Genomic DNA, 23,669 nt, shown 5'->3' on the forward strand with positions numbered 1-23,669 from the left:
TTGCATGTCCGAAGGAAACGAGAAATGCGCGTCACCATAAAATTGAAGCTGGCCCTGGCGTTCGGCCTGATGATCGTCCTGCTGTCGCTGACCGCCGGCTACGGCATATTCAGCCTTTCAAACCTCAACAGTGCGATCAGCGATCTCATTGCCGGACCTGCGGTGCGGCTGGAGAAGGCGCAGGACCTGAACAGCCTGCAGCTGCAGATCGTGCGCTCGCAAATGAACATGGCAACGGCAACCAATCCGGAAGATGTCGCCGCAAACATCGAGGCGAGCGACGCCAACCGGGCCAAGTTCGCCGATGAGCGCCAGTGGCTGGAAGCCAATTCGCCTGAGGATGTCAGCAAGGCATGGCGCGATATCGGCGTGCTGGAACAGCGCCTCTATACGGTGGACGATCGCATCCACGCACTGGCCAAGGCCGGTAACGGTGCTGAAGCCGTTCGCGTCGCCACCACCGATGGCCGGGCGATCGTGGACGATATCGAAGCGGCGATCGATGGCCGCGTGACAGCCAGCAAGACGGCGATGACCAAGGCTGATGACGATACGGACGTCCAGTACAGCACGACGCGCAATTTCATCATCGGCCTTGCTGCGGCTGCCCTGCTGATTGCGATTGTCGCCGCCCTCTGGATCGCGCTCGGCATCAGCAGCGGTCTCAACAAGATCAAGACTGTCGTGTCGGGGGTTGCGATCGGCGATCTCAACCAGAATATCGAAATCAAGTCGAACGACGAGATCAAGGATCTGGTCGATACCATCAACGTCATGACCGGAAACCTGCGCATCACCGCTTCGCTGGCGAACCAGATCGCCAATGGCGACCTGACCGTGTCTCCCAAGCCGCTTTCCGACAAGGATACGCTTGGTCTGGCCCTGGAGCAGATGGTCGAGCGCCTGCGCGGCGTTGTTGCCGATGCCATTGCCGCGGCCGAGAATGTCTCTGCCGGCAGCCAGGAGCTGTCCGCCAGCTCGGAACAGGTTTCCCAGGGCGCCAGCGAACAGGCAGCATCGGCCGAAGAGGCATCCGCCTCGATGGAGGAGATGGCCTCCAACATCAAGCAGAACGCCGACAACGCCGCACAGACCGAGAAGATCGCCCGCCAGTCGGCCAAGGATGCCGAAGCCAGCGGCGATGCGGTGACGCGTGCCGTCGAAGCCATGCGCACCATCGCGCAGAAGATCGGCATCGTCCAGGAAATCGCCCGCCAGACAGACCTTCTCGCGCTGAACGCCGCTGTCGAGGCTGCGCGCGCCGGCGAGCATGGAAAGGGCTTTGCGGTCGTCGCCTCCGAAGTGCGCAAGCTTGCCGAGCGCAGCCAGTCGGCTGCGGCCGAGATCGGCGCGATGTCGGGTGATACCGTCAAGGCAGCGCAGGAAGCGGGCGACATGCTCGGCCGCCTGGTGCCTGATATTCGCAAGACGGCGGAACTGGTGTCGGAAATCAGCGCGGCCTGCCGCGAGCAGGACATCGGCGCCTCGCAGATCAACGAGGCGATCCAGCAGCTCGACAAGGTGACGCAGCAGAATGCCGGCGCATCCGAACAGATGTCAGCGACATCGGAAGAGCTGGCCAGCCAGGCCGAAGAACTGCAGACCTCGATCGCCTTCTTCAAGGTGGAGATGGCCGGCGGTCGCGACAACCGGAAGCCTGCCGCCCGCGTCAGCGTTCGCAGCCCGGCTCCGGTGGGGGCGCGCAAGCCTTCCGGCAAGTCCGCGGCCAACTCGGTTTCGGCACAGCAGGCACGCGCCAAGGGCTTCGCACTCGACATGGCCATGGGCGGCCCCGATGACGGCGACGCCGATTTCAAGGAAAGCGCATAATATGGCACCTCTCTCTCTGGAAGCGCAGTTCGTCACCTTCAGCCTCGGCGAGGAAATCTTTGCCGTGCCGGTGGAGGTGGTTCGCGAGATCCTCGACCATGCGGAGGCCTTCAAGATTCCGAATGGTCCGGACTACCTGCTTGGGCTGCGCGACGTGCGCGGGCAGGGCGTGCCCACCATCGACCTGCGGCTGAAGCTCGGCATGACCAAGACGGTTCCGACCCCGCATACACGGGTTCTGGTCCTCGACATTCCGATGGAAGACCGGGTGCTGACGCTCGGCCTGGTCGCCGACCGGGTGTTCGAGGTCACGCCGTTCCGGCATGAGCAGATCGAGGCCGCACCCGATATCGGCGTGCGCTGGCGCTCCGATTACATTTCCGGCGTGGTGCGCCGCGAAAGCGGCTTCGTCGTCATCGTCGATCTCGCGCGGCTTCTGTCGCGCGAGGATGCCTCGGCCCTGCAATCGGCGGCCTGAGCGAATAGACCCGAGGAGTGCGATCCATGAGTATGGCAGCTGTTGAGACCCAGATGGTGGGCGACAGGATCAGCAAGCGGAATTTCGAGAAGCTTGCGCAGTTCATCTACGACTATAGCGGCATCAAGATGCCACCGACGAAGCTGACGATGCTGGAAGGCAGGCTTCGTCGCCGGCTGCGGGCGACACAGCATTCGACCTTCGACGATTACTGCGAATTCCTGTTCGAGGAGGACGGGCTGGATCAGGAGACCGTCTACCTGATCGACGCGGTGACGACCAACAAGACCGACTTCTTTCGCGAGGCACGGCACTTCGAATACATGCAGCAGGTGGCGCTTCCCGCCCTTGCTGCGAGCGGCGTGCGAACGATCCGCACCTGGAGTTCGGCCTGCTCGACAGGCGCCGAGCCCTACACGATGGCGATGGTGCTGGAAGAGTTCACCGCCGACCGACGCGATCTCGACTACAGCGTTCTGGCAACCGATCTCAGCACCGACGTGCTGAACACGGCGCGGCGCGGCATTTATTCCGAGGATCTCGTCCATCCGGTTCCGCACGACTTGCAGCGGAAATATGTGATGGTGGCCAAGAAGGCGGATCGTCGCGAAGTCCGGATTTCGGCGGCGCTGCGCAGCCGGGTGGGCTTTGCGCGGATGAACCTGATGGACGAGAGCTATCCTGTCGGCGAGGGGATGCACATGATCTTCTGCCGCAACGTGCTGATCTACTTCGACAAGCAGACGCAATCGGCAGTTCTGAAGCGCCTGTGCGCGCGGCTGCTGCCGGGCGGATACATGTTCATCGGTCACTCCGAGTCCATCGCCGGCATCGACCTGCCTCTGAAGCAGGTCTCCAACACCGTCTTTCAGCGCATCCAGGTATAGCAGCATATGGGCAAGAAGATCCGCGTTCTCGTCATCGATGATTCAGCCAGCGTTCGCCAGACGCTGGTGCGCGTGCTGCAGGAGGACCCCGATATCGAGGTCATGGGTGTCGCCACCGATCCCTATATGGCGGCCAGGAAGATCCAGGAGGAGATTCCCGACGTCATCACGCTCGATGTGGAGATGCCGCGGATGGATGGCATCACCTTCCTGCGCAAGCTGATGTCACAGCGGCCTATCCCCGTGGTGATGTGCTCGTCGCTGACGGAGGCCGGATCGGAAACGCTGATGCAGGCGCTGGAGGCTGGCGCCGTCGATGTGATCCTGAAGTCGAAGATCGGTGCGGCGGACAGTCTGGCGGATGATGCGGTGCGGATCCGCGAGGCGGTAAAGAGCGCCTCGCATGCGCGGCTCGGCAATACCAGGCGGATTGCCAGCAGCCTGCGTCCGGGTGCTGCTGCGCCCGCCCAGAAGTTGACGGCGGATGTGATGCTGCCGCCACCGACGGGCCGGGCCATGGCGAAGACGACGGAGATGGTCGTCTGCGTCGGCGCATCGACCGGCGGGACCGAGGCGCTGCGCGAATTTCTCGAAGCCCTGCCGGCCAATGCGCCGGGTATCGTGATTGTCCAGCACATGCCGGAGAAGTTCACCGCGGCCTTTGCCAAGCGGCTGAACAGCCTTTGCGAGGTCGAGGTCAAGGAAGCGGTGGACGGCGATCCGGTGTTGCGCGGCCATGTGCTGATCGCGCCCGGTGACAGCCATATGCTGTTGGAGCGACGCGGCGCCCGCTATCATGTGTCGGTCAAGAGCGGTCCGCTGGTGTCGCGCCATCGTCCGTCCGTCGATGTGCTGTTTCGCTCGGCTGCGCGTGCTGCAGGCTCGAACGCGATGGGCATCATTATGACCGGCATGGGCGATGACGGTGCCAAGGGGATGCTGGAAATGCACGAGGCCGGTGCCTATACGGTGGCGCAGGACGAGGCGACCTCCGTGGTGTTCGGCATGCCGAAGGAGGCGATTGCCAAGGGCGGTGTCGATCGCATCCTGCCGCTCGAGCAGATCGCCCGCGAGGTCCTGATCACCCAGCAGAAATTCTGAGTGGCGGCACCGGTCGGGCGTGTTTGCGGGCGTAATGCAAGCGTCGTCGGAAAAACGATCTGCACGACGTTCTGCAGCGCTCTTGAAATTTCCGCGGTTTTGTGGTCTTGAAGCCGCCAATCTTTATAGAGCGCTGCCTTCTTCAGTGATCAGGGACTTTTCCCGCCCTGACAGCGCCTTCTGTTTACCGTTCAAGGATAAGTGCCCACATGGCCCGTTCAGCTCTTCTCAATGTCATGGTTCAGGCTGCCATCAAGGCAGGAAAATCACTGGGGCGTGATTTCGGCGAAGTGCAGAACCTGCAGGTCTCGGTCAAGGGACCGGGCGACTTCGTCACCATCGCCGATCGCAAGGCTGAAAAGCTGGTGAAGGACGAACTGCTCAAGGTTCGCCCGACCTACGGCTTCCTCGGCGAGGAAAGCGAAGAGATCAAGGGCACCGACGGCGCGCATCGCTGGATCGTCGATCCGCTCGACGGCACCACCAATTTCCTGCACGGCATTCCGATGTTTGCCGTGTCGATCGCGCTCGAGCGCAACAACGAGATCGTTGCCGGCGTGATCTTCAACCCGGCGACCGATGAGCTCTACACCGCAGAGCGCGGTGGCGGCGCCTTCCTCAACGATCGCCGTCTGCGCGTCGGCGGACGCCGGGTGCTTTCGGACTCGGTCGTTGCCTGCAGCGTGCCGCATCTTGGTCGCGGCAATCACGGCAAGGCTCTGGTCGAGCTGCGCCACGTCATGGGCGAAGTTGCCGGCGTTCGTTGCATGGGTGCTGCCGCTCTCGATCTGGCCTACGTCGCGGCCGGCCGTTTCGACGGCTTCTGGGAAACCGGTCTGAACTCCTGGGATATCGCAGCCGGTATCCTGCTGATCCGCGAAGCTGGCGGTTATGTCAGCGATTTTGACGGCGGCACGTCGATGCTGGAAACCGGTGGCGTCGTTGCCGGCAACGAGCATATCCAGAAGGCCTTGCTCGAAGTTGCAAAGCGCCCTGTTCCCAGCCGGTAAATCGCTGTTGTAAAGACACGGTTTTCCGTTCCGCATACTTCAATTCGGCACAATGATGTTCTAGTCTCCGGCGGCGATGAAGCCGGAGGCTGCGGAATCTATGGAAAATGTGAATGTGGCGGAGTTCGGCTCGACCGAAAAAACCACGGGAAATTACAGCTACAAGCTATCCAGCCCGATGCCGTTCCTTTGGACCATGGTGTTGTTCCTCGTCATCGTCGGCTTCATTGCGGCCATCCTGTTCCGGCAGGCGCAAACGGCTTTCATGCACAATCCGGGCCTCAACGGCCTCATTCTCGGCGTGCTGGGCATCGGCGTGATCCTGGTGTTCAGCCATGTGCTGGCGCTCAGGCCCGAGGTGCGCTGGTTCAATTCGTTCCGCGCTGCCGGCAGCGCCGACAAGGTGAGCCGCGATCCGAAGCTTCTGGCGCCGATGCGCACGCTGATCGGCAGCCGCAAGGCGTCGGCAAGCGGGATATCGACCACGGCGTTCCGCTCCATTCTCGACTCGATCGCCAACCGGCTGGACGAGTCGCGCGATGTCTCGCGCTATCTGATCGGCCTGCTGGTGTTTCTCGGCCTGCTCGGCACCTTCTGGGGTCTGATCGGCACGATCGCCTCGATCAGCAACGTCATCCAGTCGCTCGATGCCGGCACGGGCGGTTCTGCCGATGTGCTGAGCTCGCTGAAGGAGGGGCTATCGACGCCGCTGTCCGGCATGGGGCAGGCATTTTCGTCATCGCTGCTCGGTCTTTCCGGTTCGCTGATCCTCGGCTTCCTCGATCTGCAGGCGGGGCGCGCGCAGAACCGCTTCTACACCGAACTGGAAAACTGGCTGTCGTCGGTGACTGATGTCGGTTCCGATCTGGCTGCCCCTGTAATCGATGGCAAGGGCGGGGTTTCGCCGGAGGAAATTCGGGCACTTTCGGAATACATGCAGAAGCTCTCCGAAGAAGGCGGTGCCGGCAGCCAGCGCTCGGTTGCGGCCATGGCCAATCTGGCGGAAGGCATTCAGGGCCTCGTCAAGAACATGCGCAACGAGCAGCAGATGCTGCGTGACTGGATCGAGGCGCAGCAGGACGAGGCGAAGGCGATGCGCCGCACGCTCGACCGTTTGGCCGAGCGGATCGGCACGCAGGACAAGCACGTGGCGACCGAGCGCACGCCGCGCATTCCGCAGACCGAGAAAAGCGAGGGCAAGTAAGCCATGGCTCTTGCCCGCAACCGCCGCCGCGAACGCACGGTGGACTACTGGCCTGGCTTCGTCGATGCGCTGTCGACGCTCCTGATTGCGGTGATGTTCCTGCTGACGGTGTTCGTCGTCGGCCAGTTCATCCTCAGCCGCGAGATATCGGGCCGCGACGAGGTGATGAGCCGGCTGAACAGCCAGATCAACGAACTGACGCAGCTGCTGGCGCTCGAGAAGGGCAGCAAGCAGGATCTCGAGGACAATGTCGCCAATCTGCAGGCGTCGCTGGCAACGGCGGAGAGCGATCGCTCACGGCTGCAATCGCTGTTGTCTGCCGGCTCCGGTGGGCAGGATGCGGCGCAGGCGCGGATCGGTGGGCTGACCAAGGAACTCGACGAGCAGAAGCAGATGAGCGACCGGGCGATGAGCCAGGTCGAACTGCTGAACCAGCAGATCGCAGCGCTTCGCAACCAGATCGCCGCCGTCGAAGTGGCGCTGCAGGCGTCCGAACAGAAGGACCAGAGCTCGCAGACGAAGATCGCCGATCTCGGCCGTCGGCTCAACGTGGCGCTGGCACAGCGGGTGCAGGAGCTCAACCGCTATCGCTCGGACTTCTTCGGGCGGCTGCGCGAAATCCTGTCGGATCGCGAGAATATCCGCATCGTCGGCGACCGCTTCGTGTTCCAGTCGGAAGTGCTGTTTCCCTCGGGCGGCACTGATCTCAACCCGGACGGGCAGACGGAGATGGGCAAGCTTGCCGCCGCGCTGCTCGATGTCGCCAAGGAAATTCCGCCGGAGATCAACTGGGTGCTGCGTGTCGATGGCCATACCGACAACGTGCCACTGGCCGGCACCGGGCGATATACCGACAACTGGCAGCTATCGTCGGCGCGTGCGATCTCGGTGGTCAAATTCCTGATTTCTCAAGGCGTGCCGGCCGACCGGCTGGTGGCGGCGGGGTTCGGCGAGTTCCAGCCGATTGCGCCGGGCGATACGCCGGAGGCGCGGGCGACCAATCGCCGTATCGAGCTGAAGCTGACAGAGAAATGATCGGGTGAGGGGAGAGGCATTTGCCTGCGATCCCGAAGAGCTTGCGATCCAAGCGAAGAAAAAGGCGGCGCCCGGAGGTGCCGCCTTTCTTGTATCAGGCGTCTGCCGCCTTCGTCGTGTCTTCGACGGTGGCGCCGGGAGCGTTCTTCTTGATGGATTCGATCGCGCTCATCGCTGACGCCTTGGCTTTGTAGCCTTCGGAGCCGAACATCGATTCGCCGTTCGATGCCTTGAAACGAAAACGAAACTCGCCTGCCTTGTCCTTATAAACTTCGAACTTATACATCGATTTTTTCTCCCGGAATCAGGACGTTGATTAAATCTACAAGCACAGCCTAAAACAAAAAACTCAACTATTCCATCTGGATATTTGGGTGTTTTGTTGCGGGGTGGCGGGGAGGGGAGGATCAGGCCGCGGCGTCCGAGGTGTCGCGGGTCGAGGCAGATGAAATCGCCGCCCTGAACGTCTGGATCGCCTTGAACGCAGCCTCCCTCGTTCCAAATGGAACGGATGAAAGCAGGATCTTCCCACTGGGGTCCTTGAAGGCCGCACGGAAGCAATGCTCCGCATCCTGTGAGATCACGAACCTGTAACCGGTGGTGGCGAAGGGTTTCGCTTCTGACCGTTCGAAAGTCATCGTCTTGCCGGTCGAGAGGTCAAACTCGGTCAGGTCAGCGTGATCGACGAAAGCCTCGGCCTCCTGATCGGACGCAAAAGTCGGAAGTGGTTTAGGACTTTTGCTTTTCATAGTGCTTCACCTCCTTCGCATGCATGTGTCGGGCGCTGATGGGTCGCAGCAAGGTTACATCGTTTCGGACGCGCAGGCAAAAGACGATGAAGATATACCGGCCGGCCACATCCTTGCCGATGGCGCGCAGCCTTGGTTCCTGTACAGGATCGAAGGGGTCATCCAGAACGGTGACAGGTCGTTCAAACACGGATTCGATCGTGTGTTTCGACAGGCCGTGCTTGCCGCATTTCGGCCAGTTTCCATCGTCCCACTCAAAGCCATGAAACTGCATCGCCTGCGCCCAAACCGATTGGGCGCAACGCTATTGCAGGTTTTTCACCGTTGCAACTGCTAGTGGTTCGCTGCGGCGACAAACTCTTCGGCGCCGGCATCGAACTGCAGCCGCGCCAGCTTGGCGTAGATGCCGCCGTGGCGGATGAGGCTCTGGTGGGTGCCTTCCTCGACGACGCGGCCCTGGTCCAGCACCAGGATGCGGTCGGCCTTCAGCACGGTTGCCAGGCGGTGGGCGATGATCAGCGTGGTGCGACCGTCCATCAGGCCGTCGAGCGCGCGCTGGACCAGCGTTTCGCTCTCGGCATCGAGTGCGGAGGTGGCCTCGTCGAGCAGCAGCACCGGTGCGTTCTTGAGGATGGCGCGGGCAATCGCAATGCGCTGGCGCTGGCCGCCTGAGAGCATGATGCCGCGCTCGCCGACTTCGGTGTCGTAGCCGTTGTCGAGGCGGGCGATGAACTCGTCGGCCTGGGCGGCGATGGCGGCGGCGCGGACCTCGTCGCGGCTGGCGCTGGGGCGGCCGAAGGCGATGTTCTCGTGGATCGAGGCGGCAAAGATCGTCACGTCCTGCGGGACGATTGCCATGCGCTCCCTGAGGCCATCAGGATCGGTTGTGCGGGCGTCGATGCCGTCGATCAGGACGGCGCCCTGCTGTGGGTCGTAGAAGCGCAGCAGCAGCGAGAAGATGGTGGTCTTGCCGGCACCGGATGGGCCGACAATGGCGACGGTTTCGCCGGGCTTGACCGCGAAGCTCAGGCCGTGCAGCGCAGAGGTGCCGGGGCGCGAGGGATAGGCGAAGTGAACGTCCGCGAACTCGACGCGGCCAAGGCTCGGATCGGGGAGGGCTGCCGGGTTGGCGGGCGTTGCAATCGGCGAGACTTCGTCGAGCAGTTCGGTCAGGCGATCGGCGGCACCGGCTGCCTGCGACAGCTCGCCCCAGACTTCCGACAGTGCCCCGAGCGAACCGGCGGCAATGACCGAGTAGAGCAGGAACTGGCCGAGCGTGCCTGCCGACAGCGTGCCTTCGAGCACATTGTGGGCGCCGACCCAGAGCACGGCGACGACGCTGCCGAAGATCAGGGTGATGGCGATACCCGTCAGCAGCGAGCGCGAGCGGATGGCGGCGCGGGCGGCGCCATAGGCGGTCTCGACGGCCGCGCCATAGCGGTCTGCCGCTGCGGTCTCGCCGCCGAAGGCCTGGACGGTGCGGGTGGCGGCGATGGTCTCGTTGGCGAAGGCCGAGGCCTCGGCGAGTGTGTCCTGGGCGGCGCGCGAGCGCTTGCGCACCGAGCGGCCGAAGGCGACCAGCGGGAAGACGATCAGCGGGATGGCGGCGAGCACGAGGCTGGCGAGCTTCGGCGAGGTGACGACCATCATGCCGATGGCGCCAAGACACAGGATCATGTTGCGCAACGCGACCGAGGCGGTGGCGCCGACGGCGGACTTGATCTGCGTGGTATCGGCCGTCAGCCGCGAGACGATCTCGCCTGACTGGTTGACGTCGAAGAAGGAGGCGGAGAGGCGGGTGACATGGGCGAAGACATCTCGGCGGAGATCCGAGACGATGCGCTCGCCAAGGGTGATGACGAAATAGTAGCGCATGGCGCTCGATATCGCGAGAACCACGGCCATTACCATCAGCATGACGAAGTAGCTGTTGATGAAGCGGCCGTCAGAATGGCTGAAGCCGTGGTCAATCATCCGGCGGACGGCGAGCGGCAGCGCCAGCGAGGTGATGGCGGCCAGCGCCAGTGCTATGATCGCGCCGGTGACCATGCCGCGATAGCGCATGACATAGGGCGTCAATCGACCGAGAGGCTTCAATGAGCGTGATTTTTTCTTCTCGGTCTGCGATGCTTCTGTCAATTCGATCTCCAGCAGCCGTCAACACCGTGCAACACGGTCGAGGGCTCTTGTTATCCTAATGGCCTTCATGTATAGGCACCGCATCCTAATGGGAAGCCGTAGCCAGAAGCGACTGCGGCTTCATTTATTCAATCGGTCCTCTTGTCGCAACGTGGTGCGTCAAATTGGACGTTGCATCGCAGGAAGATTGTTATGAAGGCGAATATCCATCCCGACTACCACACGATCAAGGTGGTCATGACCGACGGTACCGAATACGAGACCCGTTCGACCTGGGGCGCTGAAGGCGCTGTCATGAACCTCGAAATCGATTCCAAGTCCCACCCGGCCTGGACCGGCGGCAACCAGCAGCTCATGGACCGCGGTGGCCGCGTTTCCAAGTTCAACAAGCGTTTCGGCGGCCTCGGCCTCTAATCGCTGCTGTTCGGCAGATTTTGAAAGGGCCCTGCGAAAGCGGGGCTTTTTTGCGTTCGGGCTGATGCATTGATCCAACATGCTCAGTGACCGTTGGATGCCAGCATCCAAGGCAACAAAAAAACCGGCCGCGCAGGGAACGCAGCCGGTTTGATAGTCTACTTCGACTTGGATTGGGATCAGTTGTTGCCGAATGCCGTCTGCAGCAGGCTGAGCTGGGCCTGGACGCTGTTCTGGTTGTCGGGAACGATCGGTGCCTCGTTCGGGCGATAGATTTCGCGGTCGAGCAGGGCAACGCGGTTCTGCAGGCGCAGCGAGCGTTCGATCAGGTCGCGGAAGGATTCCGGCAGATCGCCCCAGCCCGGCGCATTGCGGTCGACGTTGAAGCCGTCGAGGCGAACCTTGTTCTTCTCGGCCAGAACCTGATCGCGCGACATTTCGCCATTGTTGACAGCGCGCTGCAGGAGAAGCCAGGAGGCCATCTGCATCAGGCGGGTGGTGAGGCGCATCGATTCCGCTGCGTAAAGCACAGATGCCATGCGCGGCAAGACCTTCGAAGCAGTGCGGCCGTTGCCATCGAGATAGGCGGCGGTCTCTTCGACCAGCGACATGCCTTCCGAGTACAGTGTCTTAAACTGCGACGATGCGGCAGCGCGTCCTGCAAAACTGATCGTATTCAATCCAAGCTCTGACATTTAAACAGTCCCTGTTGCACGCATCTTACTTATTGGTCAGGTAACGCCTGTCGATGCTAAAAGGTTTCATCGACGGGCTTTTATGACTTTAAAGATGGTAGCTTTAGCCCAATTGCGCAAGGCGTTTCTTAATAAAGGGTTAACTTCCACAGTTTCGTGGATTTCGTCCCCAGCCAAGACAAAAAAGGAGAGCCGCAAAAGCGGCTCTCAAGGTAAAACAGGGAGAAAAATCAGACCAATTCACCGCATGGGAAACTGTCTGAGACCCAGAGCAAGTCCGGATGACTACAGTAATACCTTATAAAGCTTAACGCCTCATTAAGTCTGTCCCGAATTAGCACTTGCGCTGCCGATATAAATCAAATCCGCCCTTTCCCGGGGTCAGGATTTGAAGAGGTTTTCTGCAGCCAACCTTCCCGATGCCTTGCGCGCCATTTCCGCCTCGATACGGGAAATTTCGGCCTTCAGCAGGTCGATGCGCGATTTCAGCTCGTCGGCCGAGATCATCGACAGATCCATGCCGATCTCGTGATTCGGCTTCTTCTGCGGCCGGTCGTCGTCAGTGATGCTCATGTCTCGTCCTCCACGGGTGTCAGTTGTATTTCAACTGCGCTTCTGCCTGGGCCTGTTCGGCGGCCCTGGCCGGATTGCGGTCGGCGAGCGACATGCTTTCCGGCGTCATCATCTGCGAGGTCGCCGTCGGGATGTTGGTGAAGGCGTCGCGGTCGCTGGCCGGAATGGCGGCGCGCACGCGGCTGCGCATGATGGCGTAGACGGTGATCAACACATGGGCAAAGGCGGTGACGAGAAACAGCGCGTGCGGGCTGGCAATCGACATCACGGGGCCGCCGATGGTCGGGCCGATAATGGTACCGATGCCGTAGAGCAGCAGCAGGCCGCCGGAGACTTTGACGAAGTCGTCCGAGGAGGCGAAGTCGTTGGCATGGGCAACGGCGATCGGATAGAGCGTGTTTGCCACCGCGCCGTAGAGCACGACGAGGCTGATGATGAAAACAGGCGAGGAGGGGTGCAGGATGGCGAGCATCAGCCCGGCGAAGGCGGCAATCGCCGACATCGCGGCCAGCACGTAGCGTCGGTCGATGCGGTCGGAGAGGCGGCCGGCCGGAAGCTGCATCAAGGCACCGGCAAAGATGGTCGAGCTCATCATGATGGCGATCGAGGTATCCGACAGCCCGGCGCCGGCGCCGAAGACGGCGCCAAGCGTGCCATAGGCGCCATTGGCGATGCCGACGAGAAGGATGCCGAGGCAGGAGACCGGCGAGTTGCGGTAGAGCGCCCGCAGGTCGAGCTTGACGGCTTTCAGCGGCTGCGGCGAGGCAGCGGTCGACAGTGTCGTCGGCAGCATGGCGATGCAGTAGAAGATGCCGCAGATCATGAACAGCGTCGGTGCGCGCACGTCTTCGAGCGGGATCATCATCTGGCCGGCGACGACGCCGATCAGGGTGATGGCGATATAGAGCGAGAAGATCGCGCCGCGGCTTTCGTTGGTGGCGCGCTCGTTCAGCCAGCTTTCGATGATCATCGAGGTGCCGGCCGTCGAAAAGCCGGTGACGGCGCGCAGAAGCACCCACCAGACCGGATGGACGGCAATGCCGCTGACCAGCGCGATGATGGCGATGATCGAGATGAAGCCGGAAAAGGCGCGCACATGGCCGACGCGGCTGACCATCCTCGGCGCCACCAGGCAGCCGATGACGAAGCCGGCGGCCCAGGAGGTACCGAGCAGGCCGAGCGTCGTGGTGGCGTAACCTTCCAGATTGCCGCGGACGGGAAGCAGAATGCCCTGCAGACCATTGCCCATGAAAAGGAAAAGCGTGCCGAACAACAGTGCGGCGACGGACAACAGATTGCGTTTCATGTTTTCCCAGACTCTGCAAAATGACTTCAGAAAGACATATGGCAGCAGGCCGCGCCGCCCAGTCTCAAGATTGTTGATTGTGCCCCAAAATGCCTTTACGGCATGCTTACAAGCAGTGGTTACGCGAAATAATGTCGGTCCTGTGACATTGAGAACATACGGAACAACAAAGACATGTCGAAACTGATCGCGCTGCTGCTCATCCTGGCGATGGTTGTTCACGTGATCAAACCGCTCGGTGTGCCCGGGCTGCGCAAGCGAGGGGACTTCTGGAAGATCGCCCTGTTTGCCTTTGCGATCTGGGCGGTGGCACTGCTGGGGCGGGATCTGTTCGTGTGAGGGTTTGGGGCCGCTCCGGGGTGCGTCCATGAGCCGTCCATCACCGCTGCTTTCGGCCAGTGCGATCTGATGTAGAGGGAAAAGTCCTCGCTCGATGCAGGCAGCCAGTCCGGTCGTGGGTGTGATATTCTACGGCGGAAACGTTGGTCTCAGCAGTCGATCTTGCCGCGCATCACTGGCGCGCAGGCGCCGGAGATCGTCACGTCCGTCACGATCCCATCCTTCTTCACCACATCGATGCCGATGAGGCTGCGACGGCCCATTTCGACGCCTTGCTCGATTGTCAGCGCAACATTCATGTCCGGTTCCGGTTCCAGCGAGACGAGATAGGCACCGAGGGCGGCGGAGGCGCTGCCGGTGGCGGGGTCTTCGGGGACGTTGTCGAGCGGCGCGAACATGCGGGCGCGGATCGTCCAGGGGGCTTCGGGCGTGCGGACATAGACGAACAGCGAGAAATCGTGGTTGCCCTCCGGCGTCGGGCCGGCGGCATCCTGGAAATGGGCAAGGTTCGGGCGGGCGCTGGCGAGTGCTTCAAGGTCAGCCAGTTCGGCGACGACGAAACTGAGGCCGACGGAGGCGAGCAGCGGGCGGTGGACGCGGGCGCTGACCATGGCGCTGTCGATCGAGATGCAGCGGGCGACTGTGTCTTCGGGAACGGTGCGGCCGGTGACCAGTTGTTTCGGCGCGCGGATGGCGGCGGAAAGGACGCGGTTGCCATCGCGTTTCAGTTCGACAGTGACGATGCCGGCCTTTTCCTCGAAGCGCATGACATTGCCGACCGGGCGGCCGAAGAGCTCGCCACGTTCGCCGAGCACATAGGCGGTGCCGACATTGGGATGGCCGGCGAACGGCACTTCCATGGTGGGGGTGAAGATGCGGACACGGGCGGTGTTGTCGGGATCATAAGGAGGCAGCACGAAGGTGACTTCGGAATAGCCGAATTCTACGGCGATGTTCTGCATGTCGGCGTCGGTGAGGCCGCGTGCATCGGTCATCACGGCGAGCGGATTTCCCTCGAAGCGGGTGGTCGTGAAGACATCCACTGTGGTGAAGTCGGCGGTCGGCATCGGCATCTCCAGATACGTTGAGGCGATGCTAAAGCGCGTCGCGATCCTTCAGATCCGCGAGCCGCTCTTCAGCTCCTTGTTTTGACGCAGGTCGGTCTCCCGGAAAGGCTGTAGGCGCGCCGAGGGCGCCTTACCAGTCAATCTTGTTGATGGCATCGATCAGCGAACCAAAACGGAAAAACCGCGCCGTTTCCGACGCGGTTTTTTCTCTCCCTGCAGCGCCGGGCACCGGCGGTGCGCCGGTGGCTGCGACGATTGCAGGTGTCTGTCAGGCCTTGTTCACGCTCGCGGCGTAGATCTGGTCGATCGTTTTCGCCATGCTCGCGTCGAACTCCGCGTCACTCATCGAGACGCGCAGGTTCTCCGCCAGGGCGCGCGAGAAACTCGCGATCATGCCATGATTGTGGGTGAGCTTTTCGCAGGCTTCCGCGGTGCTGTAGCCGCCGGAAAGAGCGACGACCCGGACGACCGATTTATGGGCGATCAAGGGAGCGTAGAAATCGGCGACCGTCGGGATCGTCAGCTTGATCATGACGGTTTCCCCTGCGGGAAGCTTGTCCAACTGGTCTAAGATCGCGTCACGAAGAATGGCCTCGGCTTCCTGCTTCGTCGGGCTCCCGATGGAAACTTCGGGCTCGATGATCGGCATCAGGCCCTGGCCGATGATCTGCCGCGCCACCTCGAACTGCTGCTGCACGACGGCGGCGATCCCGGCCTTGTCGGCATTGGCGATCACTGAGCGCATCTTGGTTCCGAAAATTCCCTTCTCGCGACCGCGGATCAGAAGGGCATCCAGATCGGGCATCGGCTTCATCGTCTGAACGCCGTTCTCCTCGCCGTTCAGGCCCTTGTCGATCTTCAGGAAGGGCACGACGCCGCGCTTTTCCCATAGATAGGAGGGAACTGCCTGGCCGTCGACGTCGCCGTCCATGGTCCGTTCGAACAGGATAGTGCCAACAACCTTGTCGCCCGAAAAGGCAGGCGCGCTCATGATGCGGACGCGCATGGCGTGCATCAGGCGGAACATTTCGTCGTCGCCGTGGTAGTCGCTGTCGGAAATGCCGTAGAGGTTCAACGCTTTGGGTGTTGAACCACCGCTCTGATCCAGTGCCGCGATAAAACCGGGCGCCGAGCTCATCTTGCTCAACATCTTTGCGTCCACCATATTCGCTCCTATCCCTGAAAATGGCGCGTTATGCGCTCATTTGTCTTCCTTGATCTCGCGACCAACCGGCTGCGCCGTATCGATCAATGCCCAGATCGAGATCTTCAAGGCGTTAACTTATGTCAAGTTTCGCCCGAGGCCACGATCCGCGGATAGCAGAAGTTTTTTTGTTGGGAAATATGGCTGTAACTAACTGAAACGATTGAAATTATTTCAATCGTTTAAAATGTTGAAATAATGCAGAAGCGTCTCGTCCGGCGGATGGGTGGACCCATCTCCGCCCATCCGCCGGACATATTGCGTCAGGCGGTCTTGACGAGGACTTCGACGCCCGGAAGGACTTTGCCTTCCATCCATTCTAGGAAGGCGCCACCTGCGGTCGAGACGTAGGTGAAGTCATCGGCAACGCCGGCGTGGTTGAGGGCAGAGACCGTGTCGCCGCCGCCGGCAACCGAGGTCAGCTTGCCAGCCTTGGTGCGCTCAGCGGCAAATTGTGCCGCGGCGACGGTTGCCTTGTCGAAGGGCTCGATTTCGAAGGCGCCGAGCGGGCCGTTCCAGACCAGGGTGTTGGCGCGCTCGATCCAGGACTTGACGGCCTCGATCGACTTCGGGCCGACGTCGAGCATCATTGCATCGGCAGGGATGGCGTCGATGGCGACCACTTCGTTGGCAGCACCGGCCTTGAACTCGCGGGCGACGACGCCGTCCTCGGGCAGAACGATGGCGCAGCCGGCGGTTGCGGCTTCGATCATGATCTGGCGGGCGGTGTCTGCCAGGTCATGCTCGCAGAGCGACTTGCCGACATTGGTGCCACGGGCGGCGATGAAGGTGTTGGCCATGCCGCCACCGATAACCAGCGCATCGACCTTCTTCACCAGGTTCATGAGCAGGTCGATCTTGGTGGACACCTTGGCGCCGCCGACGATGGCGACGACAGGACGGACCGGCTGGCCGAGGCCCTTTTCCAGCGCTTCCAGTTCGGCCTGCATGGTGCGGCCGGCATAGGCGGGCAGGTGACGGGCCAGGCCCTCGGTCGAAGCGTGTGCGCGGTGGGCGGCAGAGAAGGCGTCGTTGACGTAGATATCGCCGTTGGCGGACAGCGCCTTGACGAAATCGGGATCGTTCTTTTCCTCGCCCTTGTGGAAGCGGGTGTTCTCGAGCAGCAGGATGTCGCCGTTCTTCATGGCGGACACGGCGGTTGCCGCAGCCTCACCGATGGCGTCGGTTGCCGTCTGCACCGGGTGATCCAGCACCGCTTCGACGGAAGGGGCGATCAGCGACAGCGACAGGTCCGGCGACGGGCCATCCTTGGGGCGGCCGAAATGGGCGAGAAGGATGACCTTGGCGCCCTTCCTGGAGAGTTCCAGAATGGTCGGGGCGACGCGCTCGATGCGGGTCACATCCGTCACCTTGCCATCTTTTACCGGGACGTTGAGATCGACGCGGACGAGAACGCGCTTTCCGGCAACGTCGTTGAGGTCATCGAGGGTCTTGAAGGAAGGCATGGAAAAATCCGTTCGTTTTTCACCTGAAAAGATGCGGGGACCATAGCAAGGATCATCGCGGACGCAAGGCGTTCAGCGCGGGTTTTCATCGGCTTTCGTCGCTGCTGCAGTGGCCGCCGCTTCCCTGCTCTTGCGGCCCTTGAAGCGCTCCCGCACGCGGTCGATGATGTCGTGTAGATTGATGAAGATCGGCAGCGTCACCGCCGGCTCGACGGCCTCGAGCGACATGCCGACGGAGCGGATGTGGTCGTGATCGTCGAGGTCGCGGACGATCAGGATGATCGAGCCCAGGCGCACGCGGTCGGCATATTCGGCCTTGCCGCCGAGGCGCTGCTTCATCAGCTCGGCAATGGTCAGGCCTTTCTCGTTTTCGTTGAGCAAGCCGGGGCCATAAGCGGCATCGAGATCGGTGGCGGGGCGGCTTGGCGAGAGCGCGAAGGCACCGAAGAAATCGGCGTCGTCCTCCTCGACCGGCACACGGCTGGCGAAAAGCTTGTCGAGCAGGCGGGAATAGGAGGGGGCGATGAAGAGATAGACGAGGTCGTGTTCTCGCAAGCGCCCGGCATACTGGTAGCGCATCGACTTGCCGTCGCGGATGACCAGCGACGGGGTCGCCCAGCGGGGAATGCGCTCGCCGCGCAGGATCGGGCTGTCCTTGATGACGCGGTAGGAGAGGAGTTCGTGGTTGGCGGCACCGGGCAGATCGACCTCGACCTTGTCGACCGCGCCCATGCGCGGCGGAATGATCAGGCCGAGTTTCTTGGCGACCGGCTTGATGGTCCAGCCCTGCACCAGCAGCGAGACGAGCACGATGATGAAGGCGGTGTTGAAATAGACCTGACCGTTTTCCAGGCCGCCGAGGATCGGCATGATGGCGAGCAGGATGGAGACTGCGCCGCGCAGGCCGACCCAGGCGACGAAGCCGATTTCCTGCTGGGTGTAATCATAGGGCAGCAGCGACAGCCAGACGGCCAGCGGCCGGGCGATGAAGATCAGGAAGAGGGCAAGCAGCACCGCGGGGATGGCGATGGCGGGGAATTGCGATGGCGTCGCCAGGAGACCGAGGACCAGGAACATGATGATCTGCGCCAGCCAGGTCAGACCATCCTGAAAACGCTTGATCGAGGCATAGCCGGGCAGCTTGCGATTGCCGGCATAGATGCCGGCGACGTAGACCGCGAGAAAGCCGCTGCCGCCGACCGCGCCGGTGAACGAGAAGACCAGTAGCGCCAGCGCCAGCACGAAGATCGGGGTGAGGCCGCGGTCGGTCTCCAGCCGGCCGACGATCAGCACGATCATCATGCCGCCAAGCAGGCCGAGAATGACGCCGAGGCCCATCTGCTGCACGAACATGGCGAGCATGCCGATGTTGATGCCGTGGTAGCGTTCGCCGGATGCCAGTACCTCAACCAGGGCGATGGTGAGGAAGATCGCCATCGGGTCGTTGGTGCCGGATTCCACTTCCAGCGTCGAGCGCACCTTGTCGCGGATGTTGATGCCGCCGATGCGCAACAGGAAGAACACGGCGGCGGCATCCGTCGAGGCGACGATGGAGCCGAGCAGCATGCCTTCGAGCCAGGTAAAATTGAGCAGCCACATGGCGGCGAGGGCAAACAGCGATGCGGTCATCAGTACGCCGACGGAGGCGAGCGTGATCGACGGGACGGCGGCGAGCTTGAAGGACTGCACCGACGTGCCGAAGCCGGAATCGAACAGGACGACGGCAAGCGCGATCGAGCCGAGGATATAGGCGAGATAGTTATTGGTGAATTCGATGCCGAGGCCGTCGGTGCCGGCGAGCAGGCCGATCCCCAGGAACAGCAGCAGCAGGGGTGCACCGAAGCGGAATGCGAGCAGGCTGGAGAAAGCCGCAAGAAGCACGAGCGCCGTCGAGACCAGTACGACGATGTAGAATGCTTCCATGCCCAAACCCCTTATGCAAAATCAATCGCTGCAATGTCGCCCCCCGTCGATTGCAGCTGCTTTAAATTATCGTCCCATCTCTCCGGTTCTCGTCCGATGCCTGCCGGTAAACGGCAAAATCCAAGGGAAGGGCAGACCCGAAGGACTATCCCTGCGCTTCGCGGCATCATGCTGCTGAGTGGTCTGCCCGACGGCAAATCGAATGAACGGTTGGAGAACGATCCCACGTAAAGTGTAGGGTCAAATCAGGCGAGAGCAGGGCAAGAAATCGCTGCCCTGTCCTTTTCTTGCACATTCATTCCGGCGCAACGGGCACAGGACCCGCAGCGCCGCCAAAAGCCCGCCCATTCAGCCGATTTCGGCCTTGAGCGGTTGGTGCGGCATTACGCCTCGGCGTCGCTATCGTCCTCATTCATATCGGAAATCGGGATCAGGAAGACCACGAATTCGTCATCGATGGTGCGCGCGGGGTCGTCATCGAATTCATAGGCGTGTTCGACTTCGCTCGCCTCGTCGGCGGTCGCCTTGCGCAAGGTGATTGCGGTGACGCCATCCCAGACGGGCTTGCCCTGCGTCTGCAGGACGGTCAGATCCTCGCGGAAATCGTCGGCCTCGAAGAAGTGCTGGGCGTCTTCGTCGTTCTCCGAACGGAAACACGCGACGGCACTGCCGCCGATCTCGATCGTAAAGTAGTCCATCAAATTCTCTTTCGCTTCTCAGTCTTATGCGCTTCGTCTCAAATAGTACGGTGATCGGCCGCATGGCGCTAGCCCTATCGCGCTGACCGTCCGATTATCGCGGTCCCATCACCTGCGATGAGGACGCCAGCAGCGGCTGGCCCTTGGCGATCTGCTTGGAGCCGCGCCCACCCACCAGCGTCATGCTGAGCACGCCGGCGATCATGATCAGAATGAGGGCCATCATCAGCATTTTCATGGGGTGGGTCCGCCAGTTGTTGATCCGGCTTTTTTCATGCGGTAGCGCCGCGGTATAGGCCAAATCTACCGCATTTTGCCGTATGCCCGCAAGCAGGAGATGAGCAGGGCAGCGTAGCCATGCCGATCGCCCAAACGAAAAGCGGCCCGGTTTCCCGAGCCGCTTTCCGAATTCCAGTCGCGAAGATCCTAGATGGTCTTGGCGTAGGCGACAGCAGTGTCCGACATGCGGCTGGAGAAGCCCCATTCGTTGTCGTACCAGGTCAGGATGCGCACGAACTTGCCTTCCAGAACCTTGGTCTGGTCGAAGGCGAAGATCGACGAATGGCTGTCATGGTTGAAGTCGCGGGAGACCAGCGGCTCGTCGGTGTAGCCGAGGATGCCCTTGAGCTTGCCGTCGCCGGCAGCCTTGATGGCTTCGTTGATTTCGGCAACCGTCGTGTCGCGCTTTGCAACGAACTTGAAGTCGACGACCGAGACGTTCGGGGTCGGAACGCGGATCGAGGTGCCGTCGAGCTTGCCCTTGAGGTGCGGCAGCACGAGGCCGACGGCCTTGGCAGCGCCGGTCGAGGTCGGGATCATCGACAGAGCCGCAGCGCGGGCGCGGTAGAGATCCTTGTGCATGGTGTCGAGCGTCGGCTGGTCACCCGTGTAGGAGTGGATCGTGGTCATGAAGCCATGATCGATGCCGACGGCGTCGTCGAGAACCTTGACGACCGGCACGAGGCAGTTCGTCGTGCAGGAGGCGTTGGAGATGACCAGGTGGTCCTTGGTCAGCTGATCGTGGTTGACGCCGAAGACGACGGTCAGGTCAGCGCCATCGGCAGGTGCCGAAACGATGACGCGCTTGGCGCCGGCGGTCAGGTGGGCAGCAGCCTTGTCACGCGTGGTGAAAATGCCGGTGCATTCCATCGCGATATCGACGCCGAGTTCCTTGTGCGGCAGGGTGGCCGGATCCTTGATCGCGGTAACCTTGATCGGCTTGCCGCCGCCGACGATGATGGTGTCGCCTTCGACCTTGACCGATGCCGGGAACTTGCCGTGGATCGAATCGTAGCGCAGCAGGTGGGCGTTGGTTTCGACAGGGCCGAGGTCGTTGATGGCAACGACTTCGATGTCGGTGCGACCGGATTCGACGATGGCGCGGAGAACGTTGCGGCCGATGCGGCCGAAGCCGTTAATGGCAACCTTTACAGTCATATGTTTCACTCCCGATACGTAGGGCTTGCGTTATGGAATGAGGAGCGCCCGGGGGCGCTCCCGAAATCAGATCAAAGCTTGGCTTCTGCAGCGGCGACCACGGCGTCTGTGGTGATGCCGAACTGCTTGAAGACTTCCTTGGCCGGACCCGAAGCGCCGAAGCCCTTCATGCCGACGAAGGTGCCTTCAGGGCCGATGAACGCATCCCAGCCTTCGCGAACGGCGGCTTCGACGGCGATCTTGACCGGCGAGGTGCCGATGACTTCGGCGCGGTAGGCGTCCGGCTGTTCGAAGAACAGTTCGGTCGATGGAACCGAGACGACGCGGACGGAAACGCCCTTGCCTTCGAGAACCGCACGGGCTGCCACTGCGAGTTCGACTTCGGAGCCCGAAGCGAAGATCGTCACCTTGGCGTCGGCGTTGCCGGCCAGCGTGTAGGCGCCCTGTTCGCACAGGTTCTTCTCGCTGTATTCGGTGCGGGCCGGTGCCAGGTTCTGGCGGGTGAGCGCCAGGCCGGACGGGCGGTTCTTGGTCTTGATGGCGATCTGCCAGCACTCGGCCGTTTCGGTGGCGTCGGCAGGGCGGAACATCATCAGGTTCGGGACAGCGCGCAGGCTGGCCATCTGTTCGACCGGCTGGTGGGTCGGACCGTCTTCGCCGACGCCGATCGAGTCATGCGTCAGAACGTGGATGACGCGGATGCCCATCAGCGAAGCAAGGCGGATCGGAGGGCGGCAATAATCCGAGAAGATCATGAAGCCGCCGCCGTAAGGGATCAGGCCGCCGTGCAGCGTGATGCCGTTCATGGCCGATGCCATGCCGTGCTCGCGAATGCCCCAGTGCATGTAGCGGCCGGCGAAATCCGTCGGCGTGATCGAATGCATCTGGCTGGTCTTGGTGTTGTTCGACGGCGTCAGGTCGGCGGAGCCGCCCAGCGTTTCCGGCAGGAAGCCGTTGATGACCTCAAGCGCATCTTCCGATGCCTTGCGGGTGGCAATGGTCGGCTTGGTTTCGATCAGCTTCTTCTTGTAGTCGCTGATGGCGGCGTCGAAGCCTGCAGGCAGGTCGCCGGCCATGCGGCGCGAGAACTCGTCCCTGGCCGATGCCTTGGCGAGACCTGCTTCCCAGGCCTTGACGACGCTTTCCGAACGGGTGCCGGCAACGCGCCATGCGTCGAGAACGTCAGAGGGAACGACGAAGGGTTCGTATTCCCAGTTCAGCGACTTGCGGGCGGCAGCGATTTCGTCGGCGCCGAGCGGGTTGCCGTGGACCTTGTGGGTGCCCTGTTTGTTCGGTGCGCCAAAGCCGATGATCGTCTTGCAGGCAATGAAGGTCGGGCGGTCGGACTTGTGGGCTTCTTCGATGGCAGCAGCAATCGCTGCCTGGTCGTGGCCATCGACTTCAATGGTGTTCCAGTGAACAGCCTTGAAGCGCATGACCTGGTCGGTCGAATCCGACAGGGACACGGCGCCGTCGATGGTGATCGAGTTGTTGTCCCAGAAGAGAACCAGCTTGTTCAGCTTCAAGTGACCGGCAAGCGCGATCGCCTCGTGGCTGATGCCTTCCATCAGGCAGCCGTCGCCGCAGATGGCATAGGTGTAGTGATCCTGCAGCTCGGAACCGAACTCCTGGTTCAGCTTGCGCTCGGCGATCGCCATGCCGACGGCATTGGCAATGCCCTGGCCGAGTGGGCCGGTGGTGGTTTCGATGCCGGTGGCATGACCGTATTCCGGATGGCCGGCGGTCTTCGAACCGAGCTGACGGAACTGCTTCAGGTCTTCGACCGTCATGTCAGGGTAGCCGGTTAGGTAAAGCAGCGAGTAAAGCAGCATCGAGCCGTGGCCGGCGGACAGCACGAAGCGGTCGCGGTCTGGCCAATGCGGCTTCTTCGGGTCAAACTTCAGATACTTCGAGAACAGGACGGTTGCGACATCGGCCATACCCATCGGCATGCCCGGATGTCCGGAATTCGCCTTTTCGACAGCATCCATTGCGAGGAAACGGATCGCATTTGCCATCCGGTCGTGTTGTTCAGGAGAGATCATCGCTATTCCGCATGTTCCGGGTGTCGGGGGATGGCCTCAAGCCTGCGGAGACCATCAATGAGAGCGGCT

The 23,669-nt window shown here is 61.9% G+C and carries 24 protein-coding genes; 9 read left to right on the forward strand and 15 right to left on the reverse strand.

Annotated features, from left to right (window positions below):
* Positions 1–24: 24 nt before the first annotated feature.
* From GVL52_RS22745 to GVL52_RS22775, 7 genes are all read left to right on the forward strand, one after another.
* Positions 25–1,830, forward strand: coding sequence for a methyl-accepting chemotaxis protein (locus GVL52_RS22745; protein WP_160011282.1), 1,806 nt, complete (start codon positions 25–27; stop codon positions 1,828–1,830).
* A gap of 1 nt (position 1,831) precedes the next feature.
* The gene (locus GVL52_RS22750; RefSeq protein WP_160011284.1) at positions 1,832–2,308 is read left to right on the forward strand and encodes a chemotaxis protein CheW; all 477 of its coding nucleotides are present in this window, start codon (positions 1,832–1,834) and stop codon (positions 2,306–2,308) included.
* A gap of 26 nt (positions 2,309–2,334) precedes the next feature.
* A complete protein-coding gene (locus GVL52_RS22755) occupies positions 2,335–3,195 on the forward strand; it encodes a protein-glutamate O-methyltransferase CheR (protein ID WP_160011286.1) in 861 nt (286 codons plus the stop codon).
* A gap of 6 nt (positions 3,196–3,201) precedes the next feature.
* On the forward strand, positions 3,202–4,296 hold the full coding sequence (locus tag GVL52_RS22760; RefSeq protein ID WP_160011288.1) for a chemotaxis response regulator protein-glutamate methylesterase: 1,095 nt from the start codon (positions 3,202–3,204) through the stop codon (positions 4,294–4,296).
* A 209-nt stretch (positions 4,297–4,505) separates the two neighbouring features.
* Positions 4,506–5,306 carry an inositol monophosphatase family protein gene (locus GVL52_RS22765; protein ID WP_160011290.1) on the forward strand — a complete coding sequence of 267 codons (801 nt, stop codon included), beginning with the start codon at positions 4,506–4,508 and terminating at the stop codon, positions 5,304–5,306.
* A 100-nt stretch (positions 5,307–5,406) separates the two neighbouring features.
* Positions 5,407–6,510: a flagellar motor protein MotA gene (locus tag GVL52_RS22770; protein ID WP_160011292.1), complete on the forward strand. Its 1,104-nt coding sequence runs from the start codon at positions 5,407–5,409 to the stop codon at positions 6,508–6,510.
* Between the two features lie 3 nt (positions 6,511–6,513).
* Positions 6,514–7,545, forward strand: a complete 1,032-nt coding sequence (locus GVL52_RS22775; RefSeq protein ID WP_160011294.1) for a peptidoglycan -binding protein — start codon at positions 6,514–6,516, stop codon at positions 7,543–7,545.
* A 94-nt stretch (positions 7,546–7,639) separates the two neighbouring features.
* Here GVL52_RS22775 and GVL52_RS22780 read toward each other — a convergent pair whose 3' ends face one another.
* The 4 genes from GVL52_RS22780 to GVL52_RS22795 form a co-directional block, all read right to left on the reverse strand.
* Positions 7,640–7,831, reverse strand: coding sequence for a YegP family protein (locus GVL52_RS22780; RefSeq protein ID WP_160011296.1), 192 nt, complete (start codon positions 7,829–7,831; stop codon positions 7,640–7,642).
* A 121-nt stretch (positions 7,832–7,952) separates the two neighbouring features.
* A complete protein-coding gene (locus tag GVL52_RS22785; RefSeq protein ID WP_160011298.1) occupies positions 7,953–8,294 on the reverse strand; it encodes a CopG family antitoxin in 342 nt (113 codons plus the stop codon).
* Positions 8,275–8,568, reverse strand: coding sequence for a BrnT family toxin (locus GVL52_RS22790; protein ID WP_160011300.1), 294 nt, complete (start codon positions 8,566–8,568; stop codon positions 8,275–8,277). The genes GVL52_RS22785 and GVL52_RS22790 overlap by 20 nt, the downstream gene beginning before the upstream one ends.
* 59 nt (positions 8,569–8,627) lie before the next feature.
* Complete coding sequence (locus tag GVL52_RS22795; protein WP_160011302.1) at positions 8,628–10,433, reverse strand: ABC transporter transmembrane domain-containing protein; 1,806 nt, start codon at positions 10,431–10,433, stop codon at positions 8,628–8,630.
* A gap of 192 nt (positions 10,434–10,625) precedes the next feature.
* Between GVL52_RS22795 and rpmE the strand changes: the two genes are divergently transcribed.
* Entirely contained in the window at positions 10,626–10,847 is a 222-nt protein-coding gene (rpmE, locus tag GVL52_RS22800; RefSeq protein WP_160011304.1) for a 50S ribosomal protein L31, read from the forward strand.
* 179 nt (positions 10,848–11,026) lie between these two features.
* Here rpmE and GVL52_RS22805 read toward each other — a convergent pair whose 3' ends face one another.
* From GVL52_RS22805 to GVL52_RS22815, 3 genes are all read right to left on the reverse strand, one after another.
* The gene (locus tag GVL52_RS22805) at positions 11,027–11,542 is read right to left on the reverse strand and encodes a DUF1465 family protein (RefSeq protein WP_037069316.1); all 516 of its coding nucleotides are present in this window, start codon (positions 11,540–11,542) and stop codon (positions 11,027–11,029) included.
* Between the two features lie 381 nt (positions 11,543–11,923).
* A complete protein-coding gene (locus GVL52_RS22810; protein WP_160011306.1) occupies positions 11,924–12,115 on the reverse strand; it encodes a DUF1192 domain-containing protein in 192 nt (63 codons plus the stop codon).
* 19 nt (positions 12,116–12,134) lie between these two features.
* Positions 12,135–13,421: an MFS transporter gene (locus GVL52_RS22815; RefSeq protein WP_160011308.1), complete on the reverse strand. Its 1,287-nt coding sequence runs from the start codon at positions 13,419–13,421 to the stop codon at positions 12,135–12,137.
* A 174-nt stretch (positions 13,422–13,595) separates the two neighbouring features.
* Here GVL52_RS22815 and GVL52_RS30485 point away from each other — a divergent pair, with 174 nt between their 5' ends.
* Positions 13,596–13,760, forward strand: a complete 165-nt coding sequence (locus tag GVL52_RS30485) for a hypothetical protein (RefSeq protein WP_200847884.1) — start codon at positions 13,596–13,598, stop codon at positions 13,758–13,760.
* Between the two features lie 149 nt (positions 13,761–13,909).
* On the opposite strand, the gene GVL52_RS22820 is transcribed toward GVL52_RS30485, so the two are convergent.
* From GVL52_RS22820 to tkt, 8 genes are all read right to left on the reverse strand, one after another.
* Positions 13,910–14,827 (reverse strand): PhzF family phenazine biosynthesis protein, encoded by a 918-nt coding sequence (locus tag GVL52_RS22820; protein WP_160011310.1) that lies wholly within the window; start codon positions 14,825–14,827, stop codon positions 13,910–13,912.
* A gap of 268 nt (positions 14,828–15,095) precedes the next feature.
* On the reverse strand, positions 15,096–15,992 hold the full coding sequence (locus GVL52_RS22825; protein WP_160011312.1) for a fructose bisphosphate aldolase: 897 nt from the start codon (positions 15,990–15,992) through the stop codon (positions 15,096–15,098).
* 302 nt (positions 15,993–16,294) lie between these two features.
* The gene (gene pgk, locus GVL52_RS22830; RefSeq protein ID WP_160011313.1) at positions 16,295–17,497 is read right to left on the reverse strand and encodes a phosphoglycerate kinase; all 1,203 of its coding nucleotides are present in this window, start codon (positions 17,495–17,497) and stop codon (positions 16,295–16,297) included.
* Positions 17,498–17,569: 72 nt separating this feature from the next.
* Positions 17,570–19,420, reverse strand: coding sequence for a potassium/proton antiporter (locus tag GVL52_RS22835; protein WP_160011315.1), 1,851 nt, complete (start codon positions 19,418–19,420; stop codon positions 17,570–17,572).
* Positions 19,421–19,803: 383 nt separating this feature from the next.
* A complete protein-coding gene (locus tag GVL52_RS22840) occupies positions 19,804–20,118 on the reverse strand; it encodes a hypothetical protein (RefSeq protein ID WP_160011317.1) in 315 nt (104 codons plus the stop codon).
* Positions 20,119–20,212: 94 nt separating this feature from the next.
* Positions 20,213–20,356: a hypothetical protein gene (locus GVL52_RS22845; RefSeq protein ID WP_160011319.1), complete on the reverse strand. Its 144-nt coding sequence runs from the start codon at positions 20,354–20,356 to the stop codon at positions 20,213–20,215.
* Positions 20,357–20,544: 188 nt separating this feature from the next.
* Positions 20,545–21,555: a type I glyceraldehyde-3-phosphate dehydrogenase gene (gap, locus tag GVL52_RS22850; protein ID WP_160011321.1), complete on the reverse strand. Its 1,011-nt coding sequence runs from the start codon at positions 21,553–21,555 to the stop codon at positions 20,545–20,547.
* A 71-nt stretch (positions 21,556–21,626) separates the two neighbouring features.
* Positions 21,627–23,600 carry a transketolase gene (tkt, locus tag GVL52_RS22855; RefSeq protein ID WP_160011323.1) on the reverse strand — a complete coding sequence of 658 codons (1,974 nt, stop codon included), beginning with the start codon at positions 23,598–23,600 and terminating at the stop codon, positions 21,627–21,629.
* Positions 23,601–23,669: the final 69 nt, after the last annotated feature.

Origin of the sequence: Rhizobium sp. 18055, from assembly GCF_902706285.1 — a bacterium.
In the GTDB taxonomy this organism is placed as follows: Bacteria; Pseudomonadota; Alphaproteobacteria; order Rhizobiales; family Rhizobiaceae; genus Rhizobium.

What these genes read in the sequence shown, in the direction of transcription:
- rpmE (WP_160011304.1), top strand. Translation starts at nt 10,626, where the DNA reads ATGAAGGCGAATATCCATCCCGACTACCACACGATCAAGGTGGTCATG.
- GVL52_RS22770 (WP_160011292.1), top strand. Translation starts at nt 5,407, where the DNA reads ATGGAAAATGTGAATGTGGCGGAGTTCGGCTCGACCGAAAAAACCACG.
- GVL52_RS22755 (WP_160011286.1), top strand. Translation starts at nt 2,335, where the DNA reads ATGAGTATGGCAGCTGTTGAGACCCAGATGGTGGGCGACAGGATCAGC.
- pgk (WP_160011313.1), bottom strand. Translation starts at nt 17,497, where the DNA reads ATGCCTTCCTTCAAGACCCTCGATGACCTCAACGACGTTGCCGGAAAG.
- GVL52_RS22815 (WP_160011308.1), bottom strand. Translation starts at nt 13,421, where the DNA reads ATGAAACGCAATCTGTTGTCCGTCGCCGCACTGTTGTTCGGCACGCTT.
- gap (WP_160011321.1), bottom strand. Translation starts at nt 21,555, where the DNA reads ATGACTGTAAAGGTTGCCATTAACGGCTTCGGCCGCATCGGCCGCAAC.
- tkt (WP_160011323.1), bottom strand. Translation starts at nt 23,600, where the DNA reads ATGATCTCTCCTGAACAACACGACCGGATGGCAAATGCGATCCGTTTC.
- GVL52_RS22820 (WP_160011310.1), bottom strand. Translation starts at nt 14,827, where the DNA reads ATGCCGACCGCCGACTTCACCACAGTGGATGTCTTCACGACCACCCGC.
- GVL52_RS22780 (WP_160011296.1), bottom strand. Translation starts at nt 7,831, where the DNA reads ATGTATAAGTTCGAAGTTTATAAGGACAAGGCAGGCGAGTTTCGTTTT.
- GVL52_RS22775 (WP_160011294.1), top strand. Translation starts at nt 6,514, where the DNA reads ATGGCTCTTGCCCGCAACCGCCGCCGCGAACGCACGGTGGACTACTGG.
- GVL52_RS22745 (WP_160011282.1), top strand. Translation starts at nt 25, where the DNA reads ATGCGCGTCACCATAAAATTGAAGCTGGCCCTGGCGTTCGGCCTGATG.
- GVL52_RS22760 (WP_160011288.1), top strand. Translation starts at nt 3,202, where the DNA reads ATGGGCAAGAAGATCCGCGTTCTCGTCATCGATGATTCAGCCAGCGTT.
- GVL52_RS30485 (WP_200847884.1), top strand. Translation starts at nt 13,596, where the DNA reads ATGTCGAAACTGATCGCGCTGCTGCTCATCCTGGCGATGGTTGTTCAC.
- GVL52_RS22765 (WP_160011290.1), top strand. Translation starts at nt 4,506, where the DNA reads ATGGCCCGTTCAGCTCTTCTCAATGTCATGGTTCAGGCTGCCATCAAG.
- GVL52_RS22840 (WP_160011317.1), bottom strand. Translation starts at nt 20,118, where the DNA reads ATGGACTACTTTACGATCGAGATCGGCGGCAGTGCCGTCGCGTGTTTC.
- GVL52_RS22835 (WP_160011315.1), bottom strand. Translation starts at nt 19,420, where the DNA reads ATGGAAGCATTCTACATCGTCGTACTGGTCTCGACGGCGCTCGTGCTT.
- GVL52_RS22845 (WP_160011319.1), bottom strand. Translation starts at nt 20,356, where the DNA reads ATGAAAATGCTGATGATGGCCCTCATTCTGATCATGATCGCCGGCGTG.
- GVL52_RS22810 (WP_160011306.1), bottom strand. Translation starts at nt 12,115, where the DNA reads ATGAGCATCACTGACGACGACCGGCCGCAGAAGAAGCCGAATCACGAG.
- GVL52_RS22790 (WP_160011300.1), bottom strand. Translation starts at nt 8,568, where the DNA reads ATGCAGTTTCATGGCTTTGAGTGGGACGATGGAAACTGGCCGAAATGC.
- GVL52_RS22805 (WP_037069316.1), bottom strand. Translation starts at nt 11,542, where the DNA reads ATGTCAGAGCTTGGATTGAATACGATCAGTTTTGCAGGACGCGCTGCC.
- GVL52_RS22750 (WP_160011284.1), top strand. Translation starts at nt 1,832, where the DNA reads ATGGCACCTCTCTCTCTGGAAGCGCAGTTCGTCACCTTCAGCCTCGGC.
- GVL52_RS22825 (WP_160011312.1), bottom strand. Translation starts at nt 15,992, where the DNA reads ATGGTGGACGCAAAGATGTTGAGCAAGATGAGCTCGGCGCCCGGTTTT.
- GVL52_RS22785 (WP_160011298.1), bottom strand. Translation starts at nt 8,294, where the DNA reads ATGAAAAGCAAAAGTCCTAAACCACTTCCGACTTTTGCGTCCGATCAG.